Genomic DNA, 24,146 nt, shown 5'->3' with positions numbered 1-24,146 from the left:
ATGTCCACTGTTGGCCCGACACCGCTTCGGCAGCACACCAACATATCATTTACCAATGGCAGGTCTGACTCAGACCCGCCCCCTTGGATGAATCCCCGGTCAATGCCTGGCTTCGCTACTCATCTACTCTCTAGGAGCAGTAGCGCAGCCACCATTCGACCGGTTCACAATTTTTTTATTATTAGCGCTTCTTCTTGTTGGCGATGTGGATGGCATGACCATGCACGGCCAACGCTGCTTCATGTACGGCCTCGGAAAGTGTGGGATGACCAAACACCATCATGCCCAAATCTTCGGCGCTGGAACCAAACTCCATGGCGATAGCGACTTGCTGAATCAAGTCGGCGGCACTTGGCCCCACAATGTGGGCGCCCAACACCCGATCCGTTTCCGCGTGGGCGATAATTTTTACCAAACCGTCGGTATCGTTGGCGGCCATGGCTCGGCCGCTGGCGGCAAAGGGAAAAGTACCCACTTTGTACGGTTCGCCGTCGGCTTTTACTTGCTCTTCAGTACGACCCACGGAAGCAACTTCCGGGTGGGTGTAGATGACGTTGGGGATGATGTCGTAGTTCATGACGGTTTTCTGGCCGGCTATACGCTCTACGACCATCACGCCTTCTTCGGAACCTTTATGGGCGAGCATCGGACCGCGCACCACATCGCCCACGGCCCAAACGCCAGGCGCGTCTGTAGCACAGAGATCATTGACGTAGACGAAACCGCGTTCATCCAGATTAACGCCCGAGTCTTCGGCCAACAGCCCTTCCGTATAGGGACGACGACCAACAGAAACGATCAGCTTATCGAAAACTTCTTTCTGGTCTTTTCCGTCTTTGTCGGTATAAGTGACAGTGACTTGCTTACCCTTAGTCTCCGTACCAGTAACGCGACAACTCAGACGAATGTCCAGGCCTTGCTTGGTCAGGATTTTGTAGGTTTCTTTGGCGACCTGCTGATCCATCATGGCCAGGAAGTCATCCATCGCTTCCAACACCACCACGTCAGCGCCCAAACGGCCCCAGACACTGCCCAACTCCAAACCAATAACACCGCCACCGATAACGCCAAGGCGCTTGGGTACAGCGTCAAATTCCAGAGCACCAGTGGAGTTCACAATGGTTTTGTTGTCGACTTTCGCCACGGGAATATCGATCGGGCTCGAGCCAGACGCGAGAATGACATTCTCCGCCGAATAGGTTTGTTTTTTACCCTTATTGTCGGTGACTTCAACCTGACGGTTGGCGAGCAGCTTGCCGGTACCAAAAATAGAGGTGACGCCGTTGGCTTTAAACAGCGAAGCAATACCACCCGTCAGTTGTTTAACGATCTTGTCTTTGCGCTCCAGCATGGCGGAAACGTCGATGCTAACGCCTTTGGTGTTTATGCCGTGAGTTTTAAAATCTTGATGGGCTTCGTGATACTTGTGGGAGCTATCCAGCAGCGCTTTGGAGGGAATACAGCCGACGTTCAAGCAGGTACCACCGTTTACACCCTTGCCTTCTTTGTTTTCCCATTTTTCCACGCAGGCGGTTTTCAGGCCCAGTTGTGCCGCTCGAATCGCGGCCACGTAACCGGCGGGGCCGGAACCTATGACTATCACATCGTATTTGTCAGACATATCTCTGTTTCCCAAATTTGCAATCTGAGCTGATCAGAATCCTACCAGCCCGTAAACAGAACGGGCAGCTCGGCTGCCCGTACCCTCATTTACACTTCCAGCAGTATGCGCGCCGGATCTTCGAGCAGGTCTTTGATCGCAACCAAAAACTGCACGGCTTCTTTGCCATCGAGCAGACGGTGGTCATAAGACAAGGCCAGGTACATCATCGGCAGAATCTTAACTTCACCATTGACCGCCATGGGGCGCTCCTGAATTTTGTGCATCCCCAGGATGGCCGACTGGGGCAGATTCAGGATCGGGGTGGACAGCAGAGAACCAAACACACCACCGTTGGTAATTGTGAAGGTACCGCCGGTCATTTCCTCAATGCTCAACTTGCCGTCGCGAGCACGCAAGCCGTAATCGCGCACGGTACTTTCAATATCTGCCAGCCCCATGTGCTGAGCGTTGCGCAGTACCGGAACCACCAGCCCTTTCTCTGTTGACACCGCTACGCCAACATCTTGGTAACCGTGATAGACGATGTCGTTGTTATCAATTGAAGCGTTTACTGCGGGGAAGCGGCGCAAAGCTTCCACCGCCGCTTTGACGAAAAAGCCCATGAAACCCAAACGGGCGCCGTCATGAGTTTTCTCAAATTTGTCTTTGTACTTAGCGCGCAGCTCCATAATAGGAGCCATATTGACTTCATTGAACGTGGTCAGCATAGCGGTGGTGTTGGAGGCTTCCAACAGGCGCTCCGCAATGCGCTTGCGCAGGCGGGTCATAGGTACACGTTTTTCTGGGCGATCGCCCGTCACCGCTACTTCTGCTGCTTCGCCAGCTGGTTGCGCGGCGGACTCACTCGACGCCTTGCTACCGGAACTCAGGAAACTCACCACATCCTCTTTGGTTACCCGACCGTCTTTACCTGTGCCCGGAACGCTTTGAGGATCAATGTTGTTCTCGTCGGCAATTCGGCGAGCCGCAGGGCTGAGCAGTTTCTCTTCTTCCTGCTTACCGTCTTTGGCCTGATCTTTTTTTCCTTCGTCTTCTTTGCTTTTGGCTTTTTCCCCTTTGTCCTTCTGCTCTCCTTTTTCTTTGCCACCTTTGTCGTCAGAGGATCCTTTATCCGCCGCACCTTCTTTAAATTTGGCAATGACTTCAGTGCTTTGAACCGTATCCCCTTCGTCCTTGAGGATTTCGGTCAGACTGCCATCGGCGGGCGCGACCACTTCCATCACAACCTTGTCAGTTTCGATGTCGACAAGCAATTCATCACGGGAGACCGGTTCGCCAACCTTTTTGTGCCAGGTGGCGATGGAGCCGTCCTGCACCGACTCAGGAAACTGGGGAGCTTTAATATCAGTACTCATTGATTGTCCTTAGCTTTCGCTGTAATTCTTTGTCGCACATATGACTACAACAGCCTGCTATGCGAAGGTCGTTTAAATGCTCAGAGCTTGATTAATAAAACGTTTCTGTTCTTCCAGATGTACCGAGGCGTAGCCTGCCGCCGGTGCCGCTGAGGGATCGCGCCCCACATAGGTTAACGGCAACTTAGGATCGTGATCGTACACAACCCGGCGCATATGATGCTGGCTATGGTACCAGGCGCCCTGGTTCATAGGCTCTTCCTGGCACCAAACCACGTCCTGCAGGCCGCTATAGGGTTCGAGCACATGCTTCAGCGCATCTTCAGGGAACGGATAAAGCTGTTCGAGCCGGACCAGGGCAATGTTGTCGATCTCACGCGCCATGCGCTCTTCAAGCAGGTGGTAGTATACCTTGCCGCTGCAGAGAATAACCCGTTTGACTTTTTCCGGCTCCATTTGCTCGTCAGCGATAACGGTATGGAAGTAACCATTGGCCAAGTCTTCCAGACTGGAGGTAGCCAACTTGTGGCGCAAAATCCATTTGGGACTCATCACCACCAGCGGACGCCGCATGGGCCGAATGACCTGCCGACGCAACATGTGGAACACTTGCGCTGGCGTGGTGGGAATGCAAACCTGAATATTGTGCTCGGCACACAATTGTAGGAATCGCTCCAAACGCGCTGATGAATGTTCCGGACCCTGCCCTTCATAACCGTGGGGCAACAGCATGGTGAGGCCGCAAAGCCGACCCCATTTGTGCTCGCCGCTGGTTATAAACTGATCGATAACCACTTGAGCACCGTTGGCGAAATCACCAAACTGCGCTTCCCAAATGACCAAGCCCTTGGGAGCTGTGGTGGCGTAACCGTACTCGAACGCCAGCACGGCTTCTTCCGACAAGAAGGAGTCGTACAACTCGAAAGACGGCTGCCCTTCTTTCAAACGGTTTAGGGGTGTGTACGCGGTAGCGTCCTTTTGATTGTGTACCGTAGCGTGGCGGTGGGAAAAAGTGCCCCGGCGTACATCCTGGCCAGTGAGCCGCACTTCATAACCTTCATCCAGCAGTGTGGCGTATGCCAAGGTTTCCGCCATGCCCCAATTAATGGGCAGTGCGCCACCGGCCATTTTACGGCGGTCGCTGTAGATTTTGGTCACCTGCTTTTGCACCACTATGCCATCGGGGATCTCGCACATCTTGTGGCCCAGCTCCTGCAAACGCTTGAGCGGATAGCTGGTGTCTCCAGGGGTGTTCCAGTCGTGGCCGATGTAGGGGGACCAATCCACAAACAAGGTACGATCGGGCTCGCTAACCACGCCGTTGGCGACGTTTTCGCCCCGGTCCAGCGCGGCCCGGTAGTTGTCCATCATCTGTTCAGTTTTTTCTGCCGTCACCACGCCGGCTTCAATCAGCTTTTCAGCATAGAGGCCGCGTGTGGTCTTGTGCTTGCGGATGGTTTGATACATCAGCGGTTGAGTGGCGGATGGATCGTCTGCTTCATTGTGACCACGACGACGGTAACAAACCAAATCAATGACGACGTCTTTTTTGAATTCGTAGCGGTAATCGGTGGCCAACTGAGCTGCGAACAGTACGGCCTCAGGGTCGTCCCCGTTCACGTGGAAAATGGGCGCCTCAACCATTTTGGCGACGTCAGTACAGTATTCGGTGGAGCGCAAATCTTCGCGCTTACTGGTGGTGAAGCCCACTTGGTTATTGATGACCAGGTGCACCGTGCCACCGGTACCGTAAGCGCGGGTTTGGGACATTTGGAAGGTTTCCATCACCACGCCCTGCCCCGCAAACGCCGCATCACCGTGCACCACAATAGGCAACACGCGCGCGCCCGTATCGTCATTGCGGCGAGCCTGCCGAGCACGGACTGACCCTTCGACCACCGGGGAAACAATTTCCAGGTGGGAGGGGTTAAAGGCCATGGCCATGTGCATCTCGCCGCCAGGCGTCATAACGTTGGAGGAAAACCCCTGGTGGTATTTCACGTCGCCGGAGGTGTCCACCAAACGTTTGGTGCCTTCAAATTCTCCAAACAGCTCGGAGGGACTCTTGCCGAAGATATTCACCAAAGTGTTTAACCGTCCCCGGTGAGCCATACCCAGAACGATTTCCTTGGCACCGTACTCTCCAGCGCGGTTAATCACAGTATCAACCAAGGGAATGAAGCTCTCGCCGCCTTCCAGACCAAAACGCTTGGTGCCGGGGTATTTGCTGTCCAGGTGCCGCTCCAACCCTTCGGCAGAGGTCAGGCGATCAAGCACGTGGATGCGCTGTTCGTCACTGTACTGCGGACGCGAACGCACACTCTCCAGGCGCTGCTGAAGCCACTGTTTTTCGGCGAAGTTGGTGATATGCATAATCTCTGGGCCCAGAGATCCGCAATAGGTCTTTTCCAAAGCGTCGATAATTTCACGTAGCGGCGCTTCCTCCGCACCGATAAACAGATTTCCCGTATTGAAGACGGTATCCAGATCGGCCTGGGTCAAACCGTGAAAACTCAACTCCAGATCAGGAACCCGCTCCCGCTCCATGAGCGCCAAGGGGTCTAATTGAGCCTTTTGGTGGCCGCGGAAACGGTAGGAGCTAATCAGTTGTAGGACTTTGACTTGTTTGCGCTCGTGCTCGACGCTGACCGAGCCCGCCACGGTGGCGGCGGCGGTGGGCACCTGGCTCTTGGCCATGCGCTCAAATTGCGCGCGGATGACGGAGTGAGGAACGTCCTGGGTCACAACACCTTGAACACGGGGAAGCTGATCGAAGTAACGTCGCCACTCCTCGGAGACGGCGTTTGGATCGTGCAGGTACTGGTCGTACAGATCTTCAACGTAGGCTGCATTGCCTCCGGAGATATGAGAACTACGCCAAAAATGCTCCATGATGCTGTCTTGCATTACACCCACCTTGTCATGGGGAACTTCACCTCTGGGCACAGCCGAGTGCCTGCACTTACTACCTGACCGGCTGCATCGCCTGCGGTCAAATCGGGTGTTCCCCGACGATCCCCTGCTATTGATTCAATAGCTGTTAGCTACATAACGTCTTCTGCTTGTGGCAAAAGCGCCGCTTGGGGGCTGCCGCCTAAGGCCGGCAGCCATGTTTTTCTTCCAACCTCTGGCCCTTTCAAGACCAGGAGATACACAAACGCGCCATAGGGCTGGCCCTGATGGCGCTTTTCAGTCCGAATCGCTCAGCGAATCAGCTAATAATGTTGTAGCGTTCCCCAGCCTTTAATCGGCCCGTAGCAAGAACGCTGTATCAAGTCGCACTTTGCAACAGCATGGTGCGGATATGCCCAATGGCCCGGGTCGGATTCAAACCCTTGGGGCAAACGGCCACACAATTCTGAATGCCGCGGCAACGGAAAACGCTGAACGGATCATCCAGTTTGGACAAGCGCTGTTCCGTCGCATTGTCCCGGCTATCAGCCAGGAACCGGTAAGCCTGTAACAGGCCGGCGGGCCCAATAAACTTGTCCGGGTTCCACCAGAACGAGGGGCATGCGGTCGAGCAGCAGGCACACAAGATACATTCATAGAGCCCGTCCAGCTTGGCGCGCTCTTCCGGTGACTGCAAGCGCTCAATGGCCGGGGCCGGTGTATCGTTCTGCAAATAAGGCTCAACCTTGCGGTATTGCTCGTAAAACTGGCTCATATCAATGACCAAGTCCCGTATGACCGGTAACCCAGGCAGAGGACGCAGAACCAGTTTGTTGTTCTTAACGCACTCGGACAAGGGCTTGATACACGCGAGACCGTTGACACCATTAATGTTCATGCCATCGGAACCACACACGCCCTCACGACAGGAGCGGCGATAGGCCAGACTCGGGTCCTGAGCTTTAAGCAGCTCCAGCACATCCAGCACCATTAAGTCCTTGCCCTGGGTGTCCAGTTCATAGGACTGCATGTAGGGCGCCTTATCGGTGTCGGGATTATAGCGATAAACTTCGACCTTCAACATCATCCGCCCCTTAATAAGTACGTGCTTTAGGTTCAAAGGCTTCCATGCTGGTTGGCGCAAAGTTCACGCCCCGCTTGCCCAGCCGCTTCTCGGCGGGGAAATACATGGAATGGCACAGCCAGTTCTTATCGTCACGCTCTTGATAATCATCTCGAGCGTGGGCGCCGCGCGATTCGGTGCGCTCGTTGGCGGCAATGGCGGTCGCCTCAGCCACTTCCAACAGGTTTTGCAGCTCCAGCGCTTCAATGCGAGCGGTGTTAAAGGAGTTACTCTTATCTTCCAGCGCGACATTTTCGATCCGACTGCGCAGCGCGGCCAGTTTCTTGATGCCTTCTTCCATAAACTCGCCTTTGCGGAAGACGCCGAAGTGATTTTGCATAACGTCCTGCAGCTCTTTGCGCAGAACGGCCGCACCTTCGCCACCCTCTGAGTTGTTCAGGCGGTTGAGGCGCGCGCCCGCTTCTTCCAGGTCGCTGTCCCGGGCTTCCCGGTATTCGACGCCTTCGCGCAGTGCTTTTTCGATGTACAGACCGGAAGCTCGACCGAACACCACCAGATCCAGAAGAGAGTTGCCTCCGAGGCGGTTGGCGCCGTGCACCGATACACAAGCCACTTCACCACAGGCAAACAGGCCGTCAATTGGCACATAATCGCCAGCCGCATTCTGCGTCAGTGCCTGACCGTCCACATTGGTGGGAATACCACCCATCATGTAGTGACAGGTGGGTACGACCGGGATAGGCGCTTTTACCGGGTCTACGTGGGCAAAGGTCCGGGACAACTCACAGATGCCTGGCAGACGACTTTCCAGCACTTCCTCACCCAGATGATCCAGCTTCAGCAGCACGTGATCGCCGTTCTCGCCGCAACCGCGGCCTTCGAGAATCTCCAACACCATGGAGCGGGCCACTACATCGCGGCCAGCGAGGTCTTTGGCGTTGGGCGCGTAGCGCTCCATAAAGCGCTCGCCATCTTTATTGATCAGGTATCCACCTTCACCCCGGCATCCTTCGGTAACCAGAGTCCCGGCGCCGTAGATGCCGGTAGGGTGGAACTGCCACATCTCAATATCCTGGACCGGGAAGCCGGCGCGCAGAGCCATGCCAACGCCGTCGCCAGTGTTGATATGCGCATTGGTCGTGGATGCGTAGATGCGACCAGCGCCACCGGTGGCCAGTACGGTCGCCTTGGAGCGCACATAGACAGTTTCACCGTCTTCTATATTAATGGCGATTACGCCCACCACGGCACCGTCCTGGTTCTTAACCAGATCCACCGCGTACCACTCATTCAAGAAGACGGTATTGCTTTTGATGTTGTTCTGATAAAGCGTGTGCAGCAGCGCGTGGCCGGTGCGATCAGCTGCCGCGCAGGTGCGGGCGGCCTGACCACCGCGACCAAAGTCTTTGGACTGGCCGCCGAACGGACGCTGATAGATACGCCCTTCCTCAGTACGGGAGAATGGCAGGCCCATATGCTCCAATTCAAAGACCGCTTCGGGACCTACGGAGCACATATACTCAATAGCATCCTGGTCACCGATATAGTCCGATCCCTTAACGGTATCGTACATATGCCAGCGCCAGTCGTCTTGGGGATCGGCACTGGCAATCGCGCAGGTAATGCCACCCTGGGCGGAAACTGTGTGGGAGCGAGTCGGAAATACCTTGGTGATCACAGCGGTTTTAAAGCCGGATTTGGCCAGCTGCAGAGCGGCCCGCATGCCCGCACCACCACCACCTATGACGATACCGTCAAAAGAAATCGTGCGCATAACTTAGAATCCCCAAATAATTTCGATACCCCAAAGGGTATATGTCACGGCCACGAGCCCCAGGAACAGCTGACACAGAAGCCGCAGCACCGTGCCCTTGCCGCCCATCACCCGCTCCGTCAGATAGTCGGTTAACACGATCCAAAGTCCGATCCAGGCGTGACCCACGATGGAGATCAAAGTAATCAAGCTAAAAATACGCATCCAAAGCTGATCAAACAGTGCCCGCCATTGGGTGTAGTCCAGCTCTGGTGTTAACAGAATATAGCCCACAAGAAATATCGTATACGCGAGCATAATCAGCGCGCTCACGCGCTGCAGCAGCCAGTCGGCAACGCCGCTACGGCCCAAACTTGTCACGGTGGTTACCATACCCATACTCCTGCCAGAATCATCAAGACCACGGCCAATACCACGGTCAACTGTGCGCCTCTGCGCCCGCCTTTCAAACTCTCACCAATGCCCACATCCATCAGCATGTGGCGTACACCCGCGACCACGTGGTAAGCCAAAGCGGCTAACACAGTCCAGATCACGAACTGCCAAAGCGGCTGCGTGAGTGTTTCCTGGAGCGCGAAAAAACGATCTTCTGAAGCGAGGCTGGCATCGAGCAGCCAAAGCAGAATCGCCACACCTGCGAAAGTAAAGACGCCCGAGATGCGATGAAGAATGGAGACGATGGCGGCGAGAGGAAAAGAAAACTTGGTCAGATCGAGATTGACGGGTCGTTGGTTTTTCACGATTGAAAGTCACCTTCTGGCCCAAGGGGCAGGTTTAGGGGGCGGCGCTAAGCGCTAGAATCATCCTGCGAGCGCGCGATTTCCACTGTGTTCCTAATGCTGGGCCAAGACGGCGCCCACCTCCTGGTAAACACACTGAACAGCGTATCGAGCCTGACGTCTCAGGTCCCGCGAGTCGCGGCGTATTATAGAGAGTACGGCACCGAAACACAAACCCAAAGCTGTGCGCCAAACGTGCCCCACAAAGGTGAAACGCCCCACTTTCGAGCAGTCACACCGCCCCATTTTTGGGCGCAAAATAACGCATTGAGAAATGCAAAAAAAAGTGGCGGTCGCCGAGCCCCCAGGGTGCGGCTGTTTGAGCCTGAAAGTAGGCACCAATGCGATGCTTTCGGGCCGCTACTCCCCCCAAAAGCTATCCGAGCGGCGCTCACTCCTCTATAATGCGGCCACCTAATTGCCTCGACGCAGGGAAACCTTGGCGTCAATGGCCGTAATAAGTAGTTATCCCCAGTGAGTTGACCGGTCTGGCCATCCTGCCATTACCGGAAGCCCTATAGTTTGTAATTACAGGAGTCCGTAATGACTGACAGAAAAGCACGGTTAAGTGTCGACGGCCTGGATGCGTCCATAGACCTGCCCATTTATCCATGTTCTGCCGGCCCCGACGTAATCGATGTCACCAGCCTAACCAAGAAAGGCTTCTTCACCTACGACCCGGGCTTTATGTCCACCGCCGCCTGCGAGTCGAAAATTACCTACATTGATGGAGCCAAAGGCGTATTGCTCCACCGCGGCTACCCGATCGAACAACTGGCCGAACATTCTGACTACCTGGAAACCTGCTATCTACTATTGAACGGCGAACTTCCCTCCAACGAACAACGTGAAGAATTCTCCCAAGCCGTTAAATCACACTCCCAAGTTGACGAATCCGTCGCCGCCCTGATCAAAACCTTCAAGCAAGATGCTCACCCCATGGCCATTATGTGCAGTGCCGTTGGGGCGTTGGCAGCGGTTTACCACGAAACTCTGGACATCACCAAAGAAGAAGACCGCCTGACCACCGCGTATCGGTTGATTGGCCAGATGCCCACACTCGCGGCCATGGTTCACAAGCATCGCCAAGGCGAAGAGTTTGTTGCCTCTGACAGCAGCCTAGGTTATGCCGAAAACTACTTGCACATGACCTTCGGTAAAGCAGGCGAAGCCGCTAAAGTAAGCCCGGTTTTGGCCAAAGCCATGGAGCGTATTTTCCTGCTACACGCCGATCACGAACAGAATGCGTCCACCTCCACAGTACGCCTGTCCGGCTCCTCCGGCACTAACCCGTTTGCCGCCATCGCTGCCGGTATTGCCACACTTTGGGGCCCAGCCCACGGCGGTGCCAATGAGGCTGTATTGACCATGCTGCAGGAAATTGGCAGCGTGGATAACATTGACACTTACGTGGCCAAGGCAAAAGACAAGAGCGACCCCTTCCGACTCATGGGTTTCGGGCACCGCGTCTACAAGAATTTTGACCCGCGCGCCAAAGTAATGAAACAAACTTGCGATGAAGTTCTCTCTGAGCTCGGCCTGGCGGACGACCCACTGTTAGCCATTGCTACTCGTCTGGAAAAAATCGCTCTGGAAGATGAGTACTTTATTCAGAAGAAACTCTATCCGAACGTGGATTTCTACTCCGGCATTATCATGAAAGCCATCGGTATACCGCCCGAGGCATTCACGGTAATTTTTGCCACTGGCCGCGCCGCTGGCTGGTACGCCCACTGGAATGAAATGGTCAGCGCACCGTACAAAATCGGCCGCCCGCGCCAGCGGTACACCGGCTACACCACGCGCGAATACCCGAGCAAATAAGCTCAACAATCGCGTACAAAAAAGGGCCCTTCGGGCCCTTTTTTGTTTTAGGAATGACAGGGAGTGCGGGAACGACGGGGAAGACTTTAGCGGGCGTGCGGAGAGCAACCTAGCCTTTCCGTTTTCGTCATGCCCGCGAAAGCGTACTGCTGTCCAGAATAAATGGGCTAGTTAGCAACTTCGTAAGCAAGCCCTCGGGCCGCGCAGGGTGAGTGTTCAGCAAATGTCGTAAACCCCTCCCTGGGGACTGCCTCAAAAGGTCCCTCTTTTGAGGCTTGCTGAACACTCCCCCTGCACGCCCCCAGTAGCCTTAGACTATGGCATTCTTTTCCCAAACCCAGGCAAGAATACCTTAGTTGCTGCAACGGAGGCACTTCGCAGGAGGCTTTTCGAAACTCTCACAAGAGGGACCTTGTGAGAGAGCCCCCAGGGATGGGTCCACGGCGTTTTCGAAAAGCCTCCTGGGAAGTGCCTGGGACTCCTCTTACGAAGTGCTCGTTAGCAGCCAACTTTCGAGTGTCCGACACTCAAAACTGTCGCGAATCCGCGCAAATCTTGGCTCTCCAGCATCCACCCAAAATCATTCCGGACAGCAGTGCGCTTTCGCGGGAATGACTGGAAAAGGCTGGAATGACTACGAGAACGAGAGCAACCGGGACGACCGGATCGATTAGAAGCGTCGGAAGCAGGTAGAGGATCTCGCATGCATGCTTAACCCTCTACCTGCTTCGATAGGAGAGATGCCTAAAAACTGGCTTCAGCCATTAGCCACAACTTTTGGGTATCCGAACCGAAATCATTGGCACTGTAGTCGGCATACTTCAGAAGCAGGTTCACCGGCCCTACCCGCTTGGCCGCACTGAATCCAATCTCTCGCCCGTAGCTGATACTACCCTCGTTGGAAGAAAGATCGTGGTACGCCAAACCGAAATTGATCCCCGCAAGCTGTGCACCAAGGGATACATAAATATCCTCAATGCCTGTTCCCGGTGTTTCTAGAAAACGATCCGTCCAACCTTGGAAAGCATGCAGGGTTGCCAGAGGTGTGGCGAAACCGACTTCTCCGTCGTCCGAACCGAGAACTTCATAGCCAACTTTGGCACTGACCGGCCCAAACTTTCCGGCTACTTCCGCAAGCATGTAGTCCGTGGAATAATCCAAAGGGCTGTCGCCGGCATCGCTTTGAATGGCGTACTCCAAGGTGTAGGACCATTGCGGATTGATCGTTCCCAGCCAGCGCACACCGAAAGTATCACTGGATAAAGCCGGAGCGCTTTCGTTGTCGATCAAATACGCATAGCCAGTGAGCTTACCGACACCAAAACCACGATATTGAGCGTTAAATAAATGAGTGTCCTGGCGGTGATCGCCGATCACATTCTGCTCACCAAAAATACGGTTCACATTGTCCACATAGGCGTAAAAAAGTGTTGTGTCTGCCAGGCTTTCATTGCGAACCGAAAAAGCATCGTAGGTCTGCTCGTTCTGCCGCCAGCCAACTCCACCCACAAAGCGTTGGTTATCAAGCAGTATGCGTTGACGCCCCAAACGAGCTTCTGTTTCCCCTTGCGTGTAGGAAAAGTAAGCTTGATTAACTTCTGTGCCTTCAGGATCGGCTATGATGGCTGTACCCGGATTCTCAGTATCATTAAGCGCGGTACGGTAATCTACTGTCCCCACCTCGGTGACATCATCCATTTCCAACATTAAACGGAAGCCATGAAAACTGCCCGACGTGTAACTCAGACGTGTACGCAACGTCAGCGCATCCGAATCACTCAGGCCATCCCAACTGACGTCTTCATAGCGCAGCCGAAAATTTAATCCGACCTCACCTGAGGATAAAGCTTCCGACAAATCGGTCTGCGCTTGCACGGCCGCGCCACTAAAACAAGTTAAGGCCAAGGCCGTAGTTACACCGACAAGGGTGGTTTTCTTCATGGGGCTTCTCCAATTCGATTGATGTCAAAATGATGAAAGCGCGAATCGCAGTGGGGCATCAACGGAATTCCCATTTATGCAACGTCGTCATCAGCTAAGCGTCAGCAAAGCTTATGCCAGCGAAGGCATTCGGGCTCGAAAAATAAAATTTTCAGAATAAAATCATGCGCATAGCGAAACGGTCGGACAGAAAGAAGATTCGCACGAAAGATTGCCCTCGCCCCCTTATGGGGATCCACCCTGTAGCGTGCTCCACAAGCCTCCAAACTGGCGGCGCGGAAACGCCCCTAAATAACGCATTTTCCTGTTCAGGATAGAGTGAGTGTGCACCAAATTAAAGTATTCCCTTATGAGTACTCACTTTTGGCTAAGCCCGCCCAGCTCCGATTAATGATCATCCTTGGACGCTCAGCGGGGGGTCGGCATTCAATACGCGGGAATGGCTGGTGCCGGCTCAGAGTCAGCGCCGGATGAGATAGGAGAAACTGCCACGAGCGAAGACAACCCTCCTCGTACCGATGCCCCCAGCCGGGGCTGATCAAGATTTTCCCACAGAGCTTTGAACAGACTGACGTCTATTTCCATCCGGGCGGAGCCAGTCGTGGCGGTATTCACGGTAGAGATAGCCGGTGCCCTCGGCCAGTCCGGCCCTGGCAGCCAGCGCCATAATGGACAACATAGCAAGCCCGTGCTCGGCCAATAACTCCGTAGCCGCATCAGCAACCGGGCCGGTTTGGCGCCTTATTCGGTCTCGTCCAGCCCTCAGGCTCCTTTATGTGAGCCACAATGTTCAGTAAAACCCTCTATTTGGCACCGTCGGCCACAATTTCTGCGTAGTGAAGCAACCCTGCCGCCCCTTTGTGGTCAACGTACTGGGCCTATAGTAGTATCATAGCGGGGTTTACTAAGAAGCCCAGTGAAGTGGCCCAAGGTGAACAACTCATTGCAGAGCTGGCCTCTATCCAGTTAATGAACCAGGATTTACGTATTATGCAGATTGTCTCCAAGCCGTTGTTCAAGTGGTCCGGCCTGTGTGCCCTCCTGGTCGCCGCCCAGCTAGCGTTTGCCGCCGCTGTAGAGCCGCTTCAATACACCCAGCAGCATCAGAAAACCACGGCGGAAATTGTCCAGCAGCTCACGCAAAAACACTACCGGGGACAGGCTCTGGATGACAGCGTATCTGTTCAATATTTGAACAACTACCTGAGAGGGCTAGACCCCGCCAAGAGCTTCTTTTTTCAAGCCGATATCGACGCTTTCGAAGCTCATAAAGACAAATTTGACGACTATCTCAAAAAAGGCGACCTCAAGGTTCCGTTTGAGATTTTCAACGTCTACCGTCAACGCCTCACCACCCGCCTGGAGTCGGTGATCGCTGAGCTGGAAAGCGAAGACATCAGCTTCGATTTCGAGAAAGATGAGGTTCTGGTCACGGACTGGGACAAAGCCGAGTGGCCGAAGGACAAGAAAACCGCCGATGAACTCTGGCGTAAGCGTATTAAGTCCAACTTACTGAGCCTGAAGCTCGCCGGAACGGACATCGAGGAAGGTAAAGAAATCCTTCACCGCCGCTTTACCAATCAATTGCGCCGGGCCAAGCAACAGGACCAAGAAGACGCGTTTGGGGTCATTATCAACTCCCTGACGACTCTGTACGATCCGCACACCAATTACCTGTCCCCGCGGACGCTGGAAAATTTCAACATCAATATGTCCCTATCCCTGGAGGGCATTGGCGCCGTGCTGCAAACTGAGGATGAGTACACCAAAGTTATGCGCTTAGTGCCCGCTGGCCCTGCTGACAAGCAAGGTCAACTCAGACCGGCAGACCGAATTGTGGCGGTTGGCCAGGGAGAGGAAGGCGAGATGATGGACATCATCGGGTTGCGCCTTGACGAAGTCGTTGAGCAAATTCGCGGCCCGAAAAACACCGTGGTGCGCCTGAGAGTGCTGCCCGCGAATGCGGCTGCTGATAGCAGCACTAAAACTATTCGCATCACGCGCGAGAAGGTTAAGCTGGAAGAGCAAGCGGCCCAAAAAGACGTATTTGAGCTGCGAGACAATGACCAGACCTTTAAGCTCGGCATAATCAAAGTGCCAACGTTTTATATGGATTTTGAGGCCTACCGCAAGCGCGATCCAGAATACAAAAGCACCACCCGCGACGTATATCGCCTGCTGCAGGAGCTGGAAAAGGAAAACGTCGATGGCATCATCGTGGACCTACGCAGCAACGGCGGCGGCTCCCTGCAGGAGGCCACTACCCTAACGGATCTGTTTATTGATCAGGGGCCCGTGGTGCAGATTCGCCAAACCAATGAGATGATTTCTCGAAATTTTCGCTCCCATTCCCGAGCCGCCTACCGAGGCCCGATTGTCGTACTGATCGACCGCATGAGCGCTTCCGCTTCGGAGATTTTCGCCGGAGCCATACAGGATTATGGGCGCGGCATTGTGATCGGCACTCCCACATTTGGTAAGGGTACTGTGCAGTCGCTGATCCCTTTGAATAAAGGCCAGCTGAAAATTACCGAATCGAAATTCTACCGGGTTTCCGGTGAAAGTACCCAGCATCGGGGCGTGGTCCCTGATCTGGAGCTACCCAGTATGGTAAACATTAATCAAGTCGGTGAAGGCACATATGACTACGCCTTGCCCTGGGATAAAATTCACAGGGTGCCACACGCCACCTACTTTGACATTGAAGCCTTGCTCCCAGAGCTTAGAGGGCGCCATGATCAACGCACGGAACGAGACCCGGATTTGCGATTCCTTGCAAAACAGCGCGCTCTGCTGGAAGAAAACGACGACCGCACCAGCGTGTCGTTGAACAAGCAGCAACGTCGCGCCGAACAGCACTCATTGGAAGAGCGCATGTTGGTCCTTGAGAACGAGCGTCGCAAAGCGAAAGGTCTGGAGCCTTACAAAAGTTATGCGGCAATTCGGGACAACGGCAGTGCGGATACGGAAGAGGACAGCGCCGCGGCAGAACTCGAAGCTCACCGCTCTGGCGCCATAGATCCTTACAACGACCCCTTCCTCAGCGCTGCGGGTCACGCGCTGATCGACTTTATTCAATTGAATCGTAAACTCGAAGAATCGGATAAAGTCGCTAACTTCTAACTCGTCAGATTCAAGGGCGGTTCCTGGAGCGCCAGGAACCGCCCTTTCGTACAAATAATAATGGATTAAACCTATGCTAGCGGTTTCCTTTAACGTCAACAGTATTCGTATACGCCTGCACCAACTCCAGAGCCTTGTCGACAAATATCAGCCCGATTTCATTGGCCTTCAGGAAACGAAAGTGGATGACCCAGAGTTTCCGGAAGAGGCCATCGCTGAAATGGGCTATCAGGTGCACTATCACGGCCAGAAAACTCATTACGGCGTTGCACTCTTGTCCAAACATCCGTTCAAGCGGTCCTTTAAAGGTTTCCCCACCGACGGCATCGAATCTCAGCGGCGCTTTATTGGCGGCGTTTTTGACTCCCCTCTGGGCGGCGAAATCGCGGTAATGAACGGGTATTTCCCACAAGGGGAGAGCCGTGATCATCCAATTAAATTTCCTGCCAAGGAAAAGTATTACGCTGACCTGCTCAATTTACTGAAGCAGGAGTTTGACCCCAAGCAGCAACTGCTGCTGATGGGCGACATGAATGTGTCCCACCAGGATTGCGACATCGGCATTGGCGAACAAAACCGCAAACGCTGGTTAAGAGATGGCAAATGCAGTTTCTTACCGGAAGAGCGGGAGTGGTTGCAGCGGGTGCTGGATTGGGGACTGAAGGACACCTTCCGAGAGCGTACGCCGGAAACCGAAGCCCTCTACAGCTGGTTTGACTATCGCAGCAAAGGGTTCGAGCGGGAGCCGCGTCGCGGCCTACGGATTGACTTGGTACTGGCAACCGAGCCGCTGCAGGCGCGCTGCGTCGCCACAGGTATTGATTATGAGATACGGGGTATGGAAAAACCTTCCGATCACTGCCCTGTGTGGGCCAAGTTCGAATAATCCAACGCCGCGCCAATCAATATCCGCGGGTATGTGGCTCACCTTCAAATTCAAAAAAAACGCCTGGCAGCAAGCTGCGCAGGCGTAAATGGTGAGCTCCACAAAAAACTTCTGGTAAAAGCTGAATGATCGCGCGGATGAGCGGCTGTTGCCGCTCATCCGATCAGTGGATTTTCAAGCGATAGGATTCACCGGCGCGAGCCTGGAATAAGCGCAGCTCGCCCTCACCTCGCAACTCAACGGTTCTTCCGGTCGATGCATTTTTCAGCTCATGGTCTTTGGCCAAGGCACTGGATCGAATAGCGAGTTCACCATCGCGACCCGCAAGAAGCTTGGCTTCCACCAGCTCCCCGTTGGCCCAACGGAAGTCCACGGTGACATCACCGCGGGCACGCAGACCACTGACAGAGCCTTCAGCCCAGACGTTTGGCAAAGCGGGCAGCAGGTGAATTTCCCCACCGTGACTTTGAATGAGCATTTCAGCTACGCCTGCCGTTGCGCCGAAGTTGCCATCAATTTGAAACGGTGGGTGGGTATCCCACAGGTTGGCCAGGGTACTGTCGCGAAGCTGGTCTGTCAGTAATTTATGCGCGCGATCACCATCGCCGAGACGGGCCCACAAATTGACCTTCCAGGCTTGAGCCCAACCGGTACCGCCGTCTCCGCGGGCCTCCAGCGTGCGGCGGGCAGCGTTCGCTAATTCAACCTGCTGACTGGGTACAATCTGCCGACCGGGGTGCAGAGCGAATAAATGGGATACGTGGCGGTGCTCACTTTCAGGGTCATCCAAATCCAGTTTCCACTCCTGTAATTGACCCCAGGAGCCGATGCGCAAGCCCGGATCCAGGCGTTTGAGCGCTTGCTCGAGCCGACCGGCAAAGTCGTCTTCTCCCAACAGCTCGGCTGCTTCTTTGGTGTTGGTGAATACGTCGTACACCAATTGTTGGGACATGGCGGCACCAATGGTGAAATCGCCGTGTTCGGGAGAATAACTGGGAGATACCACCAGAGCTCCGTCGTTGGGATCTTCGATCAGCGCATCAAGCCATACTTGGGCGGCACCGCGCATGACCGGGTAGGCCCGCTCGCGCAAAAACGTCTCATCGCCATTAAACAGATAATGCTCGTAGTAGTGTTGGGCCAGCCAGGCACCGGCTTCCGGCTGCCAGAATGCGGTTGGCCACTGAATGACGCCGGTAAAACCCCAAATGTTGGTGTTGAGAAACAGCGTCCAGCCATCCGCGCCCAGCAGCTTGCGGGCGGACTTTGTGCCGGGCTCCACAAGGCTGTCAATGAAGTCAAACAGTGGGCCGGTGGTCTCCGACAAATGGGTAACTTCCGCTGGCCAGTAATTCATTTGCAGATTGATATTGACGTGGTAATCGGCGTTCCAAGGCGGATTGTTGGAGTTGTTCCACACGCCCTGAAGGTTAGCGGGCAGTGAACCGTCACGGGATGAACCGATCAGCAAGTAACGGCCAAACTGAAAGTACAGATTCTCCAGGGCGCGACTGGCCTCCGGGGTGGTCTCGCCGGCGTTGTGGGCGCTGAGCAACTCTGGTGTAGGCATTTCCGGCATTTGCTGACCAAGGTCCAAACTCACCCGGCCGAACAGAGCACTATGGTCCTTAATATGCGTGGCCAGCAGATTCTCGTAGCCTTTAGCGGCAGCGCGCTCCACAGTCCGCTCCACCTTCGGTAGCGGGTCGGAACCCCGGTAATGGGGATACTGTTGAGCGTAATCGGTTCCGGCGGACAGAAGCAGCACGGCTGAGTCAGCGCCGTGCACGGTCAGCCGGTCCTCGGTGTACCCAGTCTCTCCGCCTTGCGCGATCAGACGCACCTGGGTTGCATAGGCCAGGCCGTTATCATGCAGTGCACCCGACAGAGTGATTTGCCCCGGTGCAACCCGGTAATCCGCGGAGCGGTTGTCGGACGTTTCCAGCCCGGCGGTAAAGCTGATTTTGCCTTTTTCGCTAGCGGACACGCGCATAACGATCACGCCATCTGGGTAGCTGGCGAAGTAATCCCGACGGTAGGTTACACCGTCAACGTCAAAACTGACGCGGGCAATACCGCGAGCCAGATCCAGCTCGCGTCGATAGTTTTTTACTTCCCCGACTGGCTCGTAATCCAAAACCAAATCGGCAAAGGTCTGGTAGTCGCCGTAATTCTGCACCGGACGACCCAATTTTTCGGCCACGGTTTCAGGGCTCAGAGCGCCCTTTTCCGCCAGCTCATCCCGAACAGTTTGTAACGCTTCAAGCTGAGGCTCCTCAGGTAAGCCATAGTCATAATCACGGCCCTCAGCCGGGCCGCCCGTCCAGAGTGTTTTCTCGTTGTATTGCAGGCGCTCTCGCTCGATGCCACCTTCTACTGCGACGCCCATGGCCCCGTTACCGATGGGTAGCACCTCTCCCTCCCACTCAACGGCGGGACGGTCAAACCAGATTACTAAGGAGGGATCGGCTGGCTCTTCACCACCCGGAGACTGAGCGCAGGCCACCAAAAGGATGCCAAGCGCTACCAGCGCTCCCCGGACTAGTGCACGAATGCTAAGAATAGACGTAGGACTACTTGCTGAGATCAAATTGACACCCTGATATTTTATTGAGCTTATACGCGGGATCACTGAGCTGAGGCATGAAGACGCCGGGTAGCCGCCGCGCGCAATGGTCCGCTTCCCCTGAGCGGGACAAGGGTAGTTATAGTGGTTTTTTTTCATTAGTGCAATATTTTTCTTATGTGATAATCAGTAATTACGTCTGCACAGGAGGCCGTATGGACTGTAGCGAGAGCCCCCTTCTCCCATCATGGGGCATCACGTAAACTGACCCAATCTTCGCAGAGAAAAATCCTATGGGACACCCAGCATCCTACTCCATTATGCCTGTCGAGTGGACGCCCCATGAGCGGAGCCTCACAGCACTGCGGCGAACCGTGTTTATGCTCGAGCAAGGGGTCAGCGAAGCGGACGAATGGGACGGGCTTGATGACCAGGCACAACACTTCCTGGTCATTTCGCAGCAGCAGGCCATCGGAGCCGCTCGGGTGGTGAAGCACCGCGAGCAGTCGATCTATCATATTGGCCGGGTGGCTGTGCTGGCTGAGTACAGGGGACTTGGAATAGGCTCTGCATTAATGAACAAAGTGATTCGATGGTCTAAGAAAGATGCCCTGCCAGAGAACGCGAACATTGAACTCAATGCGCAGGTGGACCGGCTGAATTTCTATCGGCGTTTAGGCTTTGTTGAACACGGCCCCACGTTTTTGGACGCTGGCATTGTGCATCAAGCTATGTTTTTTCAGGGCGAAGGAGCGATATTGTGAGCAAAGTATCCGCTGTCAGCGATGACTTACTGCTGTTGGATTGCCTGGAGGATTTTCAAACGTATACTGCTGACTTGTGCACAACTGCTCGCCGACATCTGGACATTCTAAGCCACTCCCTCGATCCATCAGTATACGAACACCAGGACTCAGTCGCCGCCATTTCAGCTTTGGCCCGAGCTCACCGCCTCGCGCGGGTACGCATTTTGGTCCGGGATACTCAACCGCTAATTGAGCGCGGCCACCCACTGGTCCGCCTGGCTCAGCGCCTGCCAACCAAGATAGAGCTGCGCAAACAAGTCGTGGAACCGGAGAATACCGACATGGCCTTTCTACTCGCTGACCAGGAGCGGGTTTTGTATAAAAACGATGATCGGGAATACCGGGGCTTTGTCAATTTTCAAGCACCCGCCGAAGTTCGGTCACTGCGGGAGGCGTTCACCCGCGCCTGGGAAAACGCCGAAGCGGACCCCCACTTACAACGCTTACACCTATAGAAGTTCCTCTCCCTAACTCGCTTCGGCCTGTGCCGCCGACGGCCCTACATTAATTGATCAAAATCAATTGCCCAGGCTAACGACGAGCATCGCTAAGAAAAAGCCCCCAAAATAGCTTTTTAAAGCACTTTTTTGTTGCTTAGGTGCGCTTTATCCTTTATATATAGTGCGCGCCACGAGCTTGAAGCCGAAAACCCTATAAATAAAGGGGTTTGGTGGCCCGATGGCTGTACACATTCACTGGATTAAAAAAGGAACTCACCATGGCTGCTCGTAAGACCACTGCCAAAAAAGCACCGAAGAAAGCCCCCGCCAAGAAAACCGCCGCTGCGGCAACCTCCAACCGCAAAGTCAAAGCTGTCAGTGAGCGTTACAACAAAACCCAGATCTTGAATCAGATCTCTGAAAACACCGAATTGAGCAAAAAGCAGGTTCAAGCGGTATTGGACGAGTTAACCCTGATCATTGAGGGCCATGTGAAGAAGCGTGCCTGTGGCGAGTTCGTTCTGCCCGGCTTGCTGAAGATCACCACAGTGAAAAAGCCCGCCACCAAAGCGCGCAAAGGCATCAACCCCTTCACTGGCGAGGAAACCGTTTTTAAAGCCAAGCCTGCCAGCACCGCCGTTAAAGTACGGCCCCTGAAAAAGCTTAAGGAAATGGCAGTTTAAGCCGGATCCCCTACAAAAAACCCCCAAATTTGGGGGTTTTTTTGTATTCACTTCAGTACTTCAAAATCCTCACCAACCAGGGCGTTTCGCAACAACTCCAGACGCTCCTCCAGCAGCTTAGGGTCGTAGCTTTTGGCTTCAACCACCCCCCAAATGGGTTTGGGCCATGCGGGATCCTCCTGAAACCTGGCCACATGGTGTAGGTGCAATTGCCGCACCTGATTGCCCAGTGCTGCCACGTTCATTTTATGCGCATCAAAAATACTGGTCATGGTTTCCGCCAATCGACTCGACTCCCGAATCAACTGGAGTTGATCCTCGCCGGACAAGTGGTGGATCTCAAAGACATCCTCTCGCTGCGGCACCAGAATACACCACGGATAATTGGCGTCCTTACTGATCAGCAACAAAGAGAGCGGAAAGCGACCTACGGGCAGAGTATCTTCCGCAAGTTGTGGGTGCAGCTGAAACATGTCTGGCTCCTATTAACAGTCCCGTCGATAATTGCAGCTTAGCCGTCGAGGCGCTGGGTGTGGCTGTACCCCGACGGTGAACCGCCGTAGAATAGCTCCATACTTTAACTTTCATTATAGCCACTAAGAAGCCCAACTATGCGTTCCAGCCGTTTTTTACTCGCCACTTTGAAAGAAACTCCCGCCGATGCCGAGGTAATCAGTCACCAACTGATGCTGCGCGCCGGCATGATCCGCAAGCTTGCCTCGGGTCTGTACACCTGGATGCCACTGGGCTTACGGGTGTTGCGTAAAGTAGAGCGCATTATTCGCGAGGAAATGGATCGTTCAGGCGCCCAAGAAGTGTTGATGCCGGTGGTGCAACCAGCGGAGTTGTGGGAAGAATCTGGACGTTGGCACGAGTATGGTCCGGAACTGTTGCGCATCAGCGACCGGCACGACCGAGCCTTTTGCCTGGGCCCGACTCACGAAGAGGTCATCACCGCGTTGATACGCGGGGAGATCACCAGCTACAAGCAGCTGCCTGCCAACTTTTACCAGATTCAAACCAAGTTCCGGGACGAAATCCGCCCCCGTTTCGGCGTTATGCGTTCTCGAGAATTCATTATGAAGGACGCCTACTCCTTCCATTTGAATCAAGAGTCTTTGCAGGAAACTTATCAGCTAATGCATCAGACCTACTGCTCGATCTTTGACCGCATTGGGCTGGACTACCGGCCCGTACTGGCGGACACCGGCTCCATCGGTGGTGCCTTTTCCCACGAATTTCACGTGTTGGCCGCCAGCGGGGAAGATGCCATTGCCTTTAGCGACAGTGGAAACTACGCCGCCAATATTGAAAAAGCTGAAGCCATAGCCCCTTTTGGCCAGCGTCCGGCGCCGAGTGCTGAGCTGAAATCTGTACCGACACCAGGGCAAAATTCCATCACTCAGGTGGCGGAATTTCTTAAAGTCGACCCGGAGCAGACGGTCAAAACATTGATCGTTTTAGGCCAAGCCGAGGAAGGACAAACCCAGCCCTTGGTCGCTCTGGTATTGCGCGGCGATCACCAGCTCAATGAAATCAAAGCCGAGAAATTGCCTGCGGTCGCGGCACCGCTTAGCTTCGCTTCAGAGGAACGCATTCAGAGTGAACTGGGTGCGAACGTCGGCTCACTCGGTCCAGTGGGTTTAACAATTCCTGTTCTGGTTGACCACGCTGCGGCTCACTTGGCGGACTTCGTTTGTGGCGCCAACCGCGATGATCATCATTACATCGGGACTAACTGGGAGCGGGACGCCCACCCAACCGCCGTGGTCGACATCCGCGACGTGGTAGCCGGCGATCCAAGCCCAGACGGCCAGGGAACCCTGGAGATCAAACGAGGCATCGAAGTCGGGCATATTTTCCAATTGGGAACAAAGTACAGCGAAGCTCTGAACGCCCGGGTGCTGGACGAAAACGGCAAGGAACAACCCATGGTTATGGGGTGTTACGGCATCGGCGTAACCCGCGTTGTCGCCGCGGCCATCGAACAGAATCACGATGACCGTGGCATCATCTGGCCAGACGCCATTGCTCCTTTCCAACTCGCCTTGGTCCCCATCAACGCCCACAAGTCCCCCGCGGTGGCAGACCAATGCGAGCGTTTGTACCAGGAACTGACGGCTGCTGGAATTGATGTGTTGTTCATGGATGAGGAAAAAGCCCGTCTGGGCGTGATGCTAGCCAATACCGAACTGATGGGCATACCCCATCGAGTGGTCATAGGAGACCGAGGTCTGGAAGCCGGCGCCGTGGAATACCAAAGCCGCCGCGCAGGCGAAAAACAAGACATACCGCTAAATGACATAGTCTCGTTTCTGCTAGAGCGTCTGACTAGCCACTGACCGTTTCCCTGACAACCACGCGCTCGA

The 24,146-nt window shown here is 54.6% G+C and carries 18 protein-coding genes; 7 read left to right on the top strand and 11 right to left on the bottom strand.

Annotated elements, in window-relative coordinates:
- Nucleotides 1–181: 181 nt before the first annotated feature.
- The 7 genes from lpdA to sdhC form a co-directional block, all read right to left on the bottom strand.
- Entirely contained in the window at nucleotides 182–1,621 is a 1,440-nt protein-coding gene (gene lpdA, locus RBH33_RS01915; RefSeq protein WP_306730431.1) for a dihydrolipoyl dehydrogenase, read from the bottom strand.
- Between the two features lie 89 nt (nucleotides 1,622–1,710).
- Nucleotides 1,711–2,979, bottom strand: a complete 1,269-nt coding sequence (gene odhB, locus RBH33_RS01910; RefSeq protein WP_306730430.1) for a 2-oxoglutarate dehydrogenase complex dihydrolipoyllysine-residue succinyltransferase — start codon at nucleotides 2,977–2,979, stop codon at nucleotides 1,711–1,713.
- A gap of 72 nt (nucleotides 2,980–3,051) precedes the next feature.
- A complete protein-coding gene (locus RBH33_RS01905) occupies nucleotides 3,052–5,886 on the bottom strand; it encodes a 2-oxoglutarate dehydrogenase E1 component (protein ID WP_306730429.1) in 2,835 nt (944 codons plus the stop codon).
- A gap of 364 nt (nucleotides 5,887–6,250) precedes the next feature.
- Nucleotides 6,251–6,955, bottom strand: coding sequence for a succinate dehydrogenase iron-sulfur subunit (locus RBH33_RS01900; protein WP_306730428.1), 705 nt, complete (start codon nucleotides 6,953–6,955; stop codon nucleotides 6,251–6,253).
- A 10-nt stretch (nucleotides 6,956–6,965) separates the two neighbouring features.
- Nucleotides 6,966–8,729: a succinate dehydrogenase flavoprotein subunit gene (gene sdhA / locus RBH33_RS01895; RefSeq protein ID WP_306730427.1), complete on the bottom strand. Its 1,764-nt coding sequence runs from the start codon at nucleotides 8,727–8,729 to the stop codon at nucleotides 6,966–6,968.
- Between the two features lie 3 nt (nucleotides 8,730–8,732).
- Nucleotides 8,733–9,101: a succinate dehydrogenase, hydrophobic membrane anchor protein gene (gene sdhD, locus RBH33_RS01890; RefSeq protein ID WP_306730426.1), complete on the bottom strand. Its 369-nt coding sequence runs from the start codon at nucleotides 9,099–9,101 to the stop codon at nucleotides 8,733–8,735.
- Nucleotides 9,095–9,469, bottom strand: a complete 375-nt coding sequence (sdhC, locus tag RBH33_RS01885; RefSeq protein WP_306730425.1) for a succinate dehydrogenase, cytochrome b556 subunit — start codon at nucleotides 9,467–9,469, stop codon at nucleotides 9,095–9,097. The genes sdhD and sdhC overlap by 7 nt, the downstream gene beginning before the upstream one ends.
- A 582-nt stretch (nucleotides 9,470–10,051) precedes the next feature.
- Here sdhC and RBH33_RS01880 point away from each other — a divergent pair.
- A complete protein-coding gene (locus tag RBH33_RS01880) occupies nucleotides 10,052–11,332 on the top strand; it encodes a citrate synthase (RefSeq protein ID WP_306730424.1) in 1,281 nt (426 codons plus the stop codon).
- Nucleotides 11,333–12,076: 744 nt separating this feature from the next.
- On the opposite strand, the gene RBH33_RS01875 is transcribed toward RBH33_RS01880, so the two are convergent.
- Both RBH33_RS01875 and RBH33_RS17715 read right to left on the bottom strand, forming a co-directional pair.
- Complete coding sequence (locus RBH33_RS01875; protein WP_306730423.1) at nucleotides 12,077–13,273, bottom strand: alginate export family protein; 1,197 nt, start codon at nucleotides 13,271–13,273, stop codon at nucleotides 12,077–12,079.
- A gap of 538 nt (nucleotides 13,274–13,811) precedes the next feature.
- On the bottom strand, nucleotides 13,812–14,018 hold the full coding sequence (locus RBH33_RS17715) for a TetR family transcriptional regulator (protein ID WP_373568217.1): 207 nt from the start codon (nucleotides 14,016–14,018) through the stop codon (nucleotides 13,812–13,814).
- Nucleotides 14,019–14,263: 245 nt separating this feature from the next.
- On the opposite strand from RBH33_RS17715, the gene RBH33_RS01870 reads away from it, so the two are divergent.
- On the top strand, nucleotides 14,264–16,396 hold the full coding sequence (locus RBH33_RS01870; RefSeq protein ID WP_373568216.1) for a carboxy terminal-processing peptidase: 2,133 nt from the start codon (nucleotides 14,264–14,266) through the stop codon (nucleotides 16,394–16,396).
- A 73-nt stretch (nucleotides 16,397–16,469) separates the two neighbouring features.
- Nucleotides 16,470–17,282, top strand: coding sequence for an exodeoxyribonuclease III (xthA, locus tag RBH33_RS01865; protein ID WP_306730421.1), 813 nt, complete (start codon nucleotides 16,470–16,472; stop codon nucleotides 17,280–17,282).
- Between the two features lie 163 nt (nucleotides 17,283–17,445).
- Here xthA and RBH33_RS01860 read toward each other — a convergent pair whose 3' ends face one another.
- Nucleotides 17,446–19,872: a glycoside hydrolase family 95 protein gene (locus RBH33_RS01860; RefSeq protein ID WP_306730420.1), complete on the bottom strand. Its 2,427-nt coding sequence runs from the start codon at nucleotides 19,870–19,872 to the stop codon at nucleotides 17,446–17,448.
- Nucleotides 19,873–20,141: 269 nt separating this feature from the next.
- Here RBH33_RS01860 and RBH33_RS01855 point away from each other — a divergent pair, with 269 nt between their 5' ends.
- The 3 genes from RBH33_RS01855 to RBH33_RS01845 all read left to right on the top strand — a co-directional run bounded on the left by RBH33_RS01855 (nucleotide 20,142) and on the right by RBH33_RS01845 (nucleotide 21,777).
- Nucleotides 20,142–20,612 (top strand): GNAT family N-acetyltransferase, encoded by a 471-nt coding sequence (locus tag RBH33_RS01855; RefSeq protein ID WP_306730419.1) that lies wholly within the window; start codon nucleotides 20,142–20,144, stop codon nucleotides 20,610–20,612.
- Nucleotides 20,609–21,109: a DUF7931 domain-containing protein gene (locus RBH33_RS01850; protein WP_306730418.1), complete on the top strand. Its 501-nt coding sequence runs from the start codon at nucleotides 20,609–20,611 to the stop codon at nucleotides 21,107–21,109. Before RBH33_RS01855 ends, RBH33_RS01850 begins: the two co-directional genes overlap by 4 nt.
- A gap of 263 nt (nucleotides 21,110–21,372) precedes the next feature.
- Nucleotides 21,373–21,777: an HU family DNA-binding protein gene (locus RBH33_RS01845; protein WP_306730417.1), complete on the top strand. Its 405-nt coding sequence runs from the start codon at nucleotides 21,373–21,375 to the stop codon at nucleotides 21,775–21,777.
- Nucleotides 21,778–21,824: 47 nt separating this feature from the next.
- Here the strand turns inward: RBH33_RS01845 and RBH33_RS01840 are convergent, their stop codons facing one another.
- On the bottom strand, nucleotides 21,825–22,250 hold the full coding sequence (locus tag RBH33_RS01840) for an HIT domain-containing protein (protein ID WP_306730416.1): 426 nt from the start codon (nucleotides 22,248–22,250) through the stop codon (nucleotides 21,825–21,827).
- Nucleotides 22,251–22,388: 138 nt separating this feature from the next.
- Between RBH33_RS01840 and RBH33_RS01835 the strand changes: the two genes are divergently transcribed.
- Nucleotides 22,389–24,119 (top strand): proline--tRNA ligase, encoded by a 1,731-nt coding sequence (locus RBH33_RS01835; protein WP_306730415.1) that lies wholly within the window; start codon nucleotides 22,389–22,391, stop codon nucleotides 24,117–24,119.
- Nucleotides 24,120–24,146 lie beyond the last annotated feature (27 nt).

It is taken from the genome of Marinimicrobium hydrolyticum, from assembly GCF_030848505.1.
Classification (GTDB): Bacteria; Pseudomonadota; Gammaproteobacteria; order Pseudomonadales; family Cellvibrionaceae; genus JAVDDU01.
This window is presented reverse-complemented; position numbering and strand designations above follow the sequence as displayed.